Below are 10,860 nucleotides of genomic sequence, written 5' to 3' on the forward strand. Positions count from 1 at the left end.
TAGGGGGGAAAGCAATCAGGGGCGCCGCATCTCCACGTGGTCGATGCCGTCCTCTTGGTAAACAGGGCCATCGGTCTCAAAGCCGTGGCGGCGGTAGAAGGCTTGCAGGTGGGCTTGTGCACCAATGCGGATGGGCTGCTGGCCCCACAGGCCACAGAGCACGCGCACGGCCTCGGCCATGAGCTGGTGCCCCAGGCCACCACCCCGTGCGTCGGGCGCGGTGACGACGCGGCCGATGCTGGCCTCGGGGTATTTCAGGCCGGGCGGCACAAGCCGCGCGCTGGCCACCAACTGGCCATTGCGCTCACCCAGCAGGTGCAGGCAATCGGCGTCGGCGTCGTCCATGTCCAGGAAAACGCATTGCTGCTCCACCACGAACACCTCGCTGCGCAGGCGAAGCAAGGCATAAAGGGTGCGCGCCTGCATCGCATCGAAGGGCAGGCAGCGCCACAAAACCGGTTCGCTCAAGCTCGCACTTCCCTCAAGACATAGCCCACGCGGGGGAAGTGCACGTGCACGGTGCCGGCGCGTTCGTCGGTGCGGCGCAGGGTGTAGCGGGTGCGGGTGGCGGCCACCAGCTCACCTTCGGTGGGCTCTTGCCCGAACGATTCGGCCGCCACGGTCACGCGGCTGCCCAGGTCAATGCCGTGATCGTCCTGGAAGGCCTCGCCCTGCACCGGCTCGGGCGTGGCGGCGGCCGCGATGGCGATGGCGTCGGTGGAGGTGATGCGCTCGCCCTGCCCGTGGCCAATGGCCTTGATGCGGTCCATCCATTCCAGCACGTCGGGCGTGGCCTCCAGCACCCCGGCCATGGCCGGGTTGATGTGCCGGGTGAACCACAGTGGGTGGTAGGCGGCCAGGTCGGCGATGCAGGGCACCTCGCCCAGCAGGTAGGGCTGGTCGTCCAGCATGCTGGAGAGGCGGCGCAGGTAGCTGCGGTAGGCGCTCAGGGCATCGCCGGGGCGCAGGCCAGGCATGCCGCCGCGCATGGCGCCACGGTCTTGGGCGAAGGCCTGGGCCGCTTCGGGCGGCTGGCGGGCGAACAACGCCGCCGCGCCTTTGGGGCTGAGGTTGTGGCCCATGGAGGCCCAGAACAAGGTGCTGTCGGCCCATTGGGCCACCACGCGCGAGAGGCCACGCGCGGTGGCGGGGTACAGGGGCGGCTCGGGCTGGCGGTGTTCCAGCACGTCGGCGATCAGGGCCGTGTCGCAGTAGATGTCGGCCCCGATCTGCAGCAGTGGCGTGCGGCGGTAACCGCCGGTGAGCGCCACCACGTCGGGCTTGGGCATCACGGTGGGGATGTACACGCTCTTCCAGGCCAGGCCCTTGAGGCCGAGCATGAGCCGCGCCTTCTCGGCAAAGGGCGACATGGGGTAGTGGTGCAGGATCAGGTCAGGCATGGTGGTCACCTAGGCTTAGCGCGGTTGGGCGCGCTCGATGATGCGATCGAAGGCGGTGGCGGCGTTGAGCGAGCCGAAGCTGTAGCCCCAGTGGCCGCCGATGCGCGAATCGCAGAAGGCGGCAAACACCTCAAGCGGCGCGGTCTGGGCCAGCAGCGCGGCCTGCACGGCCAGTGCCACGTCTTGCGCCAGGCGGCGGGCCTCCAGTTCGGTGGCCATTTCTTCCACGCGAATGGGCAACTGGGCGGCCAGGCGGTCCAGCGCGGGGTGCATGCCCTTGGCCGGGGCCAGTTCTTGCGCCAGCGCGGCGGCAGCATCGGCCTTGCGCAGGGCGCGCAGCAGGTCCAGCGCCATGATGTTGCCGGCGCCTTCCCAGATGGAGTTCAGCGGCATTTCGCGGTAGATGCGGGCCATGATGCCCTCGCCGCCCTCTTCCACGTAGCCGTTGCCACCCAGGCATTCCATGGCTTCCTGGGCGAAGTGGCTGCCGCGCTTGCAGATCCAGAACTTGGCAATGGGCGTGAGCAGGCGGGCCATCACCTGCTCGTGCGGGTCATCGGCGCGGTCAAAGGCGCGGGCCAGGCGCATGGACAGCGCCGTGGCCGCTTCGGATTCGAGCGCCAGATCGGCCAGCACGTTCTTCATGAGCGGCTGGTCGATCAGGTACTTGCCAAAGGCCTTGCGCTGCGTGGTGTGGTTCAGCGCAATCGACAAGGCCTGGCGCATCAGGCCGCTGACGCCCAGCGCGCAATCCAGCCGCGTGAGCGTGCCCATGGCCAGGATCTGCGGAATGCCACGCCCTTCTTCGCCCACCAGCCAGGCCGTGGCGCCGTGGAACTCGACCTCGGAGCTGGCGTTGGCCTTGTTGCCCAGCTTGTCTTTCAGGCGCTGAATGCGCAGGCCATTGAGCGAGCCGTCGGGCAGCACGCGCGGCAGGAACAGGCACGAGAGGCCGCTGGCCGTCTGCGCCAGGATCAGGAAGGCGTCGCACATGGGCGCCGAGAAGAACCACTTGTGGCCCACCACGCTGTAGCGCTGGCCCCAGGCGTCGCTGCCGACGGGCTCGGCGCGGGTGGTGTTGGCCCGCACGTCAGAGCCGCCCTGCTTCTCGGTCATGCCCATGCCCATGGTCACGCCCGGCTTCTCGCGCCACAGCTTGAGCGCGGGGTCGTAGGCGCGGCTGGTGAGCTGCGGGGCCCAGTCGGCGTAGATGGCCGGGTTGTCTTTCAGCGCCGGGGTGACGGCGTAGGTCATGGAGATGGGGCACAGCATCGAGGGCTCCAGCTCGGTGAAGAGCATGAAGCCCGCCGCGCGTTTCATGTGCGCGTGGCCGCTGGCCTGCTCTTCGGGCGCGAACACGCGCCCGTGCAGGCCGGCGTCCACCGCCGCGGCCATGAGCGCGTGGTAGCTGGGGTGGAACTCCACCTGGTCAATGCGGTGGCCAAACCGGCTGTGGGTCTTGAGCTGGGGCGTGAAGGTGTTGGCCAGGCGGGCATGGGTCTGCATGTCAGCGCTGCCCACCAGTTGGCCCAGCGCGCGCAGGGGCGCGGTGTCCATGGCGGGCGCGTTGAACTTGAGGGCCGCCTGCAGGGCACGGTTGCCGTCGAACAGGTTCACGTCCACCAGGGGCTCGACCTGGTTGAAGACCTCGTGCGTGGTGTCGCTCTGCGTCATGGCGGCCTCCTTCGATCAGATCAGCTTCACAAGTTGCTTGCCGAAGTTCTTGCCCTTGAGCAAGCCCAGGAATGCCTCGGGTGCGGCTTCAAGGCCCTGCGCCACCGTCTCGCGCGGGTGCAGCTTGCCTTGCGCCACCAGCGTGCCCAGCTCGTTGAGCGCCTCGCCCCAGACCTCGGGGTGTTCGCTCACGATGAAGCCTTGAATCTTCATGCGGTTCACCAGAATGAGCGCCGGGTTGGCCATGGCCAGGGGGGCACCGTCGTAGCCGGCGATCATGCCGCACACGGCGATGCGCGAGAAGGCGTTCATGCGCAGCATCACCGCGTCCATCACCAGGCCACCCACGTTCTCGAACAGGCCGTCCACCCCGTTGGGGCAGGCCTCCTTCACCGCCTTGGACATGGCGGCCAGCGTGGTGTGCTGCTTGTAGTCGATGCAAGCGTCAAAGCCCAGTTCGTTCACCGCGTAGGCGCACTTTTCGGCACCACCGGCAATGCCCACCACGCGGCAGCCACGGGCCTTGGCCAGGGCGGCCAGGGCGCTGCCCACCGCGCCGGTGGCGGCGCTCACCACCACGGTTTCGCCCGCCTTGGGGGCGATGATCTTCACCAGGCCGTACCAGGCGGTCACGCCCGGCATGCCCACGGCGCCCAGGTAGTAGCTCAGGGGCACGTGGGTGGTGTCCACCTTGCGCAGCGCGCCGGGCTCATTGCCGTTCACCACGCTGTACTCCTGCCAGCCGCCCATGCCCACCACCCGGTCGCCGGGCTGGAACTTGGGGTGGCGCGACTCCACCACCTCGCCCACGGTGCCGCCAATCATCACCTCGCCCAGGGGCTGGGGTGCGGCGTAGCTCTTGCTCTCGTTCATGCGCCCGCGCATGTAGGGGTCGAGGCTGAGGTAGTGGTGGCGCACCAGCACCTGGCCGTCTTGCAGGTCGGGCGTCTGCACGCTCACCAGCTTGAAGTTGCTGACCGTGGCCTCGCCCTGGGGGCGGTTGTCGAGAAGGATCTGGCGATTGGTGGGCATGTGTTGTCTCCTGTGGGGTGAAAGAAAGCCAGCCGGGTCGCCGCGGCCTCAGTCGGTGGCGATGCGGTTCAGTGGCTGGGTGGACGTGGGGCTGGTGGGCAGCCGGGGCACAAACTTGAAGGTGGCGGTGGCGTGAATGCAGAGCTTGCCGCTGGCATCGAACACGCTGCCCTCGGTGAAGGCCATGGTGGCGGTGCGGTGCAGCAGCCGGCCGGTGGCGCGCAGCGCGCCCTTGCCCGGGCGCATGAAGCTGGTTTTCATCTCAATGGTGACGGCGCCCATGCTGGGCTCCACGCTGCGCGCGGCGTGGGCCATCGTCACATCGAGCAGGGTCATGGACGCGCCGCCGTGCACCACGTCAAACGAGTTCAGGTGCTCAGGCTGGGCGTCGAAGGTGATCTCGGCCTCACCAGCGTCCATGCGCTGCAGGCGAAAGCCCAGGAGATCGACAAAAGGAATGCGAACAGGAAATTGCATGGCAGTGGCGACAAGTGACGGGCGCGCACCGGCGGCACGCGCCGGTGGACGCCAGCGCTTCAGCCGCCCGTGACGACCGAGACACCCCCGTCCACCGCCATCCATTGTCCGGTGATGTGGCGCCCCGCCTCAGACGCGAACAGGACAGTGAGGCCCTTGAGGTCTTCGTCGCCACCCAGGCGGCCCAGCGGGGCCTGAGCGGCCAGGCGCTCTTCGCCCATGTTCTTGAGGGTGGCGGCCGTCATCTTGCTGGGGAAGAAGCCCGGGCAGATGGCGTTCACGCGGATGCCATGCGCGCCCCACTCCGCCGCCAGTGCGCGGGTGAAGTTGATCACCGCGCCCTTGGACGTGTTGTACGCAATGGTTTTCATGTCGCGCGGGTTGCCGCCCAGGCCGGCGATGGACGCGGTGTTGATGATGCTGCCGCGCCGGCGCGGGATCATGCTGCCCTTGGCGATGAGCTGGCTCAGCAAAAAGTAGCTGCGCACGTTCAGGTTCATCACCTTGTCCCAGGCTTCCAGCGGGTGGTCTTCGGCGGCTGCGCCCCACGAGGCGCCGGCGTTGTTCACCAGAATGTCCACGTCGCCCACGCGCTGCAGGGTTTCGCTGACCAGGCGGCGGATGTCTTCCACATGGGCGCAGTCGGCCGCGATCCAGCGCGCGTCGATGCCGGCGGCCTGCAGCTCGGCGGTGGCCTGCTCCAGGTCATCGGCCTTGCGCGAGCTGATCACCACCTTCGCCCCGGCCTCGCCCAGAGCGTGCGCCATCTGCAGGCCAAGGCCTCGCGAACCACCGGTGATGAGGGCGGTGCGGCCTTTCAGGTCAAAGAGTTGTTGAACGGTGCGGGTCATGGGGGTGTCTCCTGATGGGGTGGAACGTGGGCCTCAGAACGCCTCTTCGGGCATATCGGCGCAGGTCAGGTCGCGGCGGCTGACCACGGCCAGCCAGGCCCCGATCTTGGGCAGTTCGTAGTGGAAAAAGAAGCGCATCGCGCGCAGGCGGCCAGTGCGCGCGGCCGACGCTGGGCTGGCCTGGGCGGTGAGCGCCACGTCCAGCCAGATCCAGGCCAGCACGGTGTGGCCAAAGGCCTGCATGTAGGGCACGGCGTTGGCCAGCGCCTGCGTGGGCTCGCCGGTGGCCCAGGCGGCATTGGTGGCCGCGCCCACCGCCTGCAGCGCCTCGCTCAGGGCATTGGCGTGGGCGGCCAGTTCGGGCACGTGAATGGCGCGCTGCACCGTGGCGTCAATGCGCGTGGCCAGCGCCTTGAGGCCGCGCCCTTGCTCCATCAGCACCTTGCGGCCCAACAGGTCCATGGCCTGGATGCCGTGCGTGCCCTCGTGGATCATGTTCAGGCGGTTGTCGCGCCAGTACTGCTCCACCGGGAAATCGCGCGTGTAGCCGTAACCGCCGTGCACTTGAATGGCCAGGGAATTGGCCTCCAGGCACCACTCGCTGGGCCAGCTCTTGGCAATGGGCGTGAGCACCTCCAGCAGCAGCCGGGCCTCGTCGGCGGCGTCGGGCGCGCCGGTGTGTTGTTCGTCAACCAATCGCGCGCAATACAAAGCCAGCGCCAACGCGCCCTCGCAGTAGCTCTTCTGCGCCAGCAGCATGCGCTTGACGTCGGCGTGCTCAATGATGCGCACCGGCGGCTGCGCCGGGTCTTTGCCGGCCGGCCCCACGGGGCGGCCTTGCGGGCGGTTGCGGGCGTAGTCAAGGCTGGCGTGGTAACCCGCCATGCCCAGCATGGTGGCGGCCATGCCCACGCCGATGCGGGCCTCGTTCATCATGTGGAACATGCAGCGCAGGCCCTCGCCGGGCTGGCCCACCAGGTAGCCGATGGCACCAGCGCCACCGCGCACCGGGTACTTGCCCTCGCCAAAGTTCAGCAAGGTGTTGGTGGTGCCGCGCCAGCCGCACTTGTGGTTCAGGCCGGCCAGGGCCACGTCGTTGCGCTCGCCGGTGAGCTGGCCCTCGGTGTCCACCAGCTTCTTGGGCACGATGAACAGCGAAATGCCCTTCACCCCTGGCGGCAGCTTGCCGTCGGGCCCGGGAATCTTGGCCAGCACCAGGTGCACGATGTTCTCGGTGAGTTCGTGCTCGCCGGCCGAGATCCACATCTTGTTGCCCTTGAGCCGGTAGCGCGGCCCCAGCGGGTCGGCCTCGAAGCCGTCGCCGTCGGGCACGGCGCGGGTGGCCACGTCGCTCAGGCTGGAGCCGGCCTGCGGCTCGCTCAGGCACATGGTGCCCGACCAGCGGCCCGAGAACTCATTGAGCGCGAACACGCGCTTCTGCGCCTCGCTGCCATGCGCCATCAGCAGGTTGGCGTTGCCCACGGTGAGCAGGCCGCTGCCCATGCTCACCGAGGCCATGGCGAAAAAGGCGTTGGCCGCTGCCTCCACCGTGTAGGGCAATTGCATGCCGCCAATCGCGTAGTCCTGCGCGGCGCTGAGCATGCCGCTCTCGGCGTAGGCGCGCTGCGCCTCGTGCGTGGCCTGCGGCAAGATCACCCGCTCGCCGTCGAAGCGCGGCTCTTCCGTGTCCACCAGGCGGTTGAAGGGCGCGTACCTCTCGCGGGCAATGCGCTCGCAGGTGTCCAGCACCGCGTCAAAGGTTTCGCGGCTGTGGTCGGCAAAGCGCTCGCGCTCGCTGAGGGACGGTGCCCCCAGCCAGTCGTAGAGCAGGAAATCGATGGTGGGGCGCAGGCTCATGGGCAATCCCTCTGAACAGGCAAACAACGATGGTGCGCAGGCACCGAACCGAGGATGCCGTGGCGCCGGCTTCGCCGGGCCACAGGCATCGCCCCCCTCTGGGGGGTGACGCGAAGCGGCGCGGGGGGGTGTTGTGCCCCGCGCAGCGCGCGGATCACAACACCTCAAACACCCCGGCCGCGCCCATGCCACCGCCGATGCACATCGTCACGCACACGCGCTTGGCGCCACGGCGCTTGCCCTCGATCAGGCCATGGCCAGTCAGGCGCTGGCCGCTCACGCCGTAGGGGTGGCCCAGGGCAATGGCGCCGCCGTTCACGTTCAGGCGATCGGCCGGAATGCCCAGCTTGTCGCGGCAGTACAGCACCTGCACCGCGAAGGCTTCGTTCAGTTCCCACAGGTCAATGTCGTTCACCGTGAGGCCCAGCTTCTTCAGCACCTTGGGCACGGCGAACACCGGGCCGATGCCCATCTCATCAGGCTCGCAACCGGCCACGGCGAAGCCCAGGAAACGGCCCAGGGGCTTGAGGTTGTGGCGGCTGGCGTACTGCTCGCTCACCACCACGCAGGCGCCCGCGCCGTCGCTGAACTGGCTGGCGTTGCCCGCGCTCACCACGCCGCCCGGAATGGCCGGCTTGATGCCGCTGATGCCTTCCTTGGTGGTGCCCTCGCGGGTGCCTTCATCCTTGCTCACGGTGACCTGCTTGGTGATCAGGCCCATCGTCTTGTCGATCACGCCGGCTGTGACGGTGATAGGCGCAATCTCGGCATCGAACAGGCCGGCGGCCTGCGCGGCACAGGCCTTCTGCTGGCTGGCGGCGCCGTACTCGTCCATGGCGTCGCGGCCGATGTGGTAGCGCTTGGCCACCTGCTCGGCCGTCTCCAGCATGCTCCAGTAAATCGCGGGCTTCTTCTGGTTCAGGGCCAGGTCGCGCAGCATGTGCTGGTTCATCTCTTGCTGCACGCACGAGATGCTTTCCACGCCACCGGCCACGTACACATCGCCCTCGCCCGCGATGATGCGCTGGGCCGCCAGGGCGATGGTCTGCAGGCCGCTGGAGCAGAAGCGGTTGACGGTCATGCCCGAGACGGTGATGGGACAGTCGGCCATCAGCGCGATCTGCCGGGCGATGTTGGCACCGGTGGCGCCCTCGGGGTTGGCACAGCCCATGATGACGTCTTCCACCGCACCGGCGTCGATGCCGGCGCGCTCAATGGCGTGGCGCACCGCGTGGCCACCCAGGGTGGCGCCGTGGGTCATGTTGAAGGCGCCCTTCCAGCTCTTGGCCAGGGGCGTGCGGGCGGTGGAAACGATGACGGCGTTGCTCATTTGATTTCTCCTGATTCGTGACTGGGCATCAGCCGTTGAAGGTCTTTCCCTCTGCAACCAGGCGTTGCAGCAGCGGCGCGGGTTCCCAGAACTTGGCGTCGTCCAGCGGGTTCAACGCGAAGCGCTTCATGGCCTGCGCCACGTTGAAGAGCCCTTGCTCGTCGGCGTAGCACAGCGGGCCACCACGGTGCACCGGGAAGCCGTAACCAAAGATGTAGACCACGTCGATGTCGCTGGCCTTGTTGGCAATGCCCTCTTCCAGGATGTGGGCGGCCTCGTTCACCAGCGAGTACACCAGGCGCTGCACGATCTCTTCATCCGAAATCTTGCGCGGCTTGATGCCCAGGGCCTGGCGGTGGTCGGCAATCATCTGCTCGACCTCGGCGTTGGGAATCGCGTCGCGCTTGCCCGGCACGTAGTCGTACCAGCCCTTGCCCACCTTCTGGCCGAAGCGGCCGCGCTCGCACAGCAGATCGGCCGTCTTGCTGTATTTCATGTCGGGCTTTTCCTGGTAGCGGCGCTTGCGAATCGCCCAGCCAATGTCGTTGCCCGCCAGGTCGCCCATTCGGAAGGGGCCCATGGCAAAACCAAACTTCTCGATGGCGCGGTCCACCTGGGCCGGGGTGCAGCCCTCGTCCAGCAGGAAACCGGCCTGGCGGCCGTACTGCTCGATCATGCGGTTGCCGATGAAGCCGTCGCACACGCCCGAGACCACGGCCACCTTCTTGATGGTCTTGGCCACGGCCATGACGGTGGCCATCACGTCCTTGGCGGTCTTGGCGCCGCGCACCACTTCCAGCAGCTTCATCACGTTGGCCGGGCTGAAGAAGTGCAGGCCCACCACGTCTTGCGGGCGCTGGGTGAAGGCGGCGATCTTGTCCACGTCCAGGGTGGAGGTGTTGCTGGCCAGGATGGCGCCGGGCTTCATCACGGCGTCCAACTGGCGGAACACCTTTTCCTTCACGCCCAGCTCTTCAAACACGGCCTCGATCACCAGGTCGGCGTCTTTGAGGTCGTCGTAGCTGGTGGTGGTGGTGAGCAGGGCCATGCGCTGCTCGTACTTGTCTTGCTTGAGCTTGCCCTTCTTGACCTGCGCCTCGTAGTTCTTGCGCATCACGCCCACGCCGCGGTCGATGGCTTCCTGGCTCATCTCCAGGATGGTCACCGGAATGCCAGCGTTGAGGAAGTTCATCGAGATGCCACCGCCCATGGTGCCGGCGCCAATCACGGCCACGCGCTCGATCTTGCGCTTGGGCGTGTCTTCGGCCACATCGGGGATCTTGCTGGCCGCGCGCTCGGCCATGAACAGGTGGCGCAGGGCGCGGCTCTCAGCGGTCCACATCAGGTTGATGAACAGCTCGCGTTCGGTGGCCATGCCCTTGTCGAAGGGCTGCTTGGTGGCGGCTTCCACCGCGTCCACGCACTTGGCCGGCGCCGGGAAGTGCTTGGACATGCCCTTGACCATGTTGCGGGCGAACTGAAAGTAGGCGTCGCCGTCCTTGTGCTGGCACGGCAGCAAGCGCACCAGCGGCAGCGCCGAGCCGTCGGCGTGCTTGGCGCCCACCTCGCGCGCCAGGGCCAGGGCCTCTTGCGCCAGTGACTCGGGCGAGGCCGACAGCTTGTCAAACAACTTCTGGCCGGGCAGTTGCGCCAGCATCTCGCTCTTGATGGCCTCACCGCTGACGATCATGTTCAGCGCGGCCTCCACGCCCAGGGCGCGCGGCAGGCGCTGCGTGCCACCGGCACCGGGAATCAGGCCAATCTTCACCTCGGGCAGCGCCACGCTGCAGCCAGGGGCGGCGATGCGGTAGTGGCAGCCCAGGGCCAGCTCCAGCCCGCCGCCCATGCACACGCTGTGGATGGCGGCCACCACCGGCTTGCGGCAGCGCTCCACCGCCGCGATCACCGACAGCAGGTTGGGCTCGGCCAGCGCCTTGGGGCTGCCGAACTCGCGGATATCCGCCCCGCCCGAGAAGGCCTTGCCCGCGCCAGTGATGACGATGGCCTTCACCGCCGCATCGGCTTGCGCCTGCTCCAGCCCGGCGACGATGGCCTGCCGGGTGGCGAAGCCCAGACCGTTGACCGGCGGGTTGTTCAGGGTGATGACGGCCACGTCGGCGTGGACCTGGTAATCAGCGGACATGCAATCTCCTTCGTTGAATCGGGGACGGCGCCCTGGCCAGGGCGATCGGGTCGCTCAAAAAGAACGATCGTTCGATTCTAGGAAGGATAGGTGGGC

The 10,860-nt window shown here is 67.8% G+C and carries 9 protein-coding genes; all 9 read right to left on the bottom strand.

The features are described 5' to 3' along the window. Positions 1-15: 15 nt before the first annotated feature. On the bottom strand, positions 16-468 hold the full coding sequence (locus tag ACE3RQ_RS15720) for a GNAT family N-acetyltransferase (protein WP_374522996.1): 453 nt from the start codon (positions 466-468) through the stop codon (positions 16-18). Next, positions 465-1,400, bottom strand: a complete 936-nt coding sequence (locus ACE3RQ_RS15725) for a glutathione S-transferase family protein (protein ID WP_374522997.1) — start codon at positions 1,398-1,400, stop codon at positions 465-467. Before ACE3RQ_RS15725 ends, ACE3RQ_RS15720 begins: the two co-directional genes overlap by 4 nt. A 15-nt stretch (positions 1,401-1,415) precedes the next feature. Further along, complete coding sequence (locus ACE3RQ_RS15730) at positions 1,416-3,074, bottom strand: isovaleryl-CoA dehydrogenase (RefSeq protein ID WP_374522998.1); 1,659 nt, start codon at positions 3,072-3,074, stop codon at positions 1,416-1,418. Between the two features lie 15 nt (positions 3,075-3,089). Continuing rightward, positions 3,090-4,106: an NADP-dependent oxidoreductase gene (locus ACE3RQ_RS15735; RefSeq protein WP_374522999.1), complete on the bottom strand. Its 1,017-nt coding sequence runs from the start codon at positions 4,104-4,106 to the stop codon at positions 3,090-3,092. A gap of 48 nt (positions 4,107-4,154) precedes the next feature. Then, the gene (locus ACE3RQ_RS15740; RefSeq protein ID WP_374523000.1) at positions 4,155-4,583 is read right to left on the bottom strand and encodes a PaaI family thioesterase; all 429 of its coding nucleotides are present in this window, start codon (positions 4,581-4,583) and stop codon (positions 4,155-4,157) included. A 59-nt stretch (positions 4,584-4,642) separates the two neighbouring features. Further along, complete coding sequence (locus tag ACE3RQ_RS15745; protein ID WP_374523001.1) at positions 4,643-5,434, bottom strand: SDR family oxidoreductase; 792 nt, start codon at positions 5,432-5,434, stop codon at positions 4,643-4,645. A 33-nt stretch (positions 5,435-5,467) separates the two neighbouring features. Continuing rightward, positions 5,468-7,291 carry an acyl-CoA dehydrogenase gene (locus ACE3RQ_RS15750; protein WP_374523002.1) on the bottom strand — a complete coding sequence of 608 codons (1,824 nt, stop codon included), beginning with the start codon at positions 7,289-7,291 and terminating at the stop codon, positions 5,468-5,470. Positions 7,292-7,445: 154 nt separating this feature from the next. Then, entirely contained in the window at positions 7,446-8,621 is a 1,176-nt protein-coding gene (locus ACE3RQ_RS15755; RefSeq protein WP_374523003.1) for an acetyl-CoA C-acyltransferase, read from the bottom strand. 28 nt (positions 8,622-8,649) lie between these two features. Further along, positions 8,650-10,764, bottom strand: a complete 2,115-nt coding sequence (locus tag ACE3RQ_RS15760) for a 3-hydroxyacyl-CoA dehydrogenase NAD-binding domain-containing protein (RefSeq protein WP_374523004.1) — start codon at positions 10,762-10,764, stop codon at positions 8,650-8,652. Between the last annotated feature and the right edge of the window lie 96 nt (positions 10,765-10,860).

The organism is Hydrogenophaga sp. (genome assembly GCF_041913525.1).
Lineage (GTDB): Bacteria > Pseudomonadota > Gammaproteobacteria > Burkholderiales > Burkholderiaceae_C > Hydrogenophaga.

Bases quoted from the DNA above. Each gene is read 5' to 3' on its own strand.
- ACE3RQ_RS15760 (WP_374523004.1), bottom strand. From the start codon at position 10,764: ATGTCCGCTGATTACCAGGTCCACGCCGACGTGGCCGTCATCACCCTG.
- ACE3RQ_RS15735 (WP_374522999.1), bottom strand. From the start codon at position 4,106: ATGCCCACCAATCGCCAGATCCTTCTCGACAACCGCCCCCAGGGCGAG.
- ACE3RQ_RS15730 (WP_374522998.1), bottom strand. From the start codon at position 3,074: ATGACGCAGAGCGACACCACGCACGAGGTCTTCAACCAGGTCGAGCCC.
- ACE3RQ_RS15750 (WP_374523002.1), bottom strand. From the start codon at position 7,291: ATGAGCCTGCGCCCCACCATCGATTTCCTGCTCTACGACTGGCTGGGG.
- ACE3RQ_RS15755 (WP_374523003.1), bottom strand. From the start codon at position 8,621: ATGAGCAACGCCGTCATCGTTTCCACCGCCCGCACGCCCCTGGCCAAG.
- ACE3RQ_RS15725 (WP_374522997.1), bottom strand. From the start codon at position 1,400: ATGCCTGACCTGATCCTGCACCACTACCCCATGTCGCCCTTTGCCGAG.
- ACE3RQ_RS15740 (WP_374523000.1), bottom strand. From the start codon at position 4,583: ATGCAATTTCCTGTTCGCATTCCTTTTGTCGATCTCCTGGGCTTTCGC.
- ACE3RQ_RS15745 (WP_374523001.1), bottom strand. From the start codon at position 5,434: ATGACCCGCACCGTTCAACAACTCTTTGACCTGAAAGGCCGCACCGCC.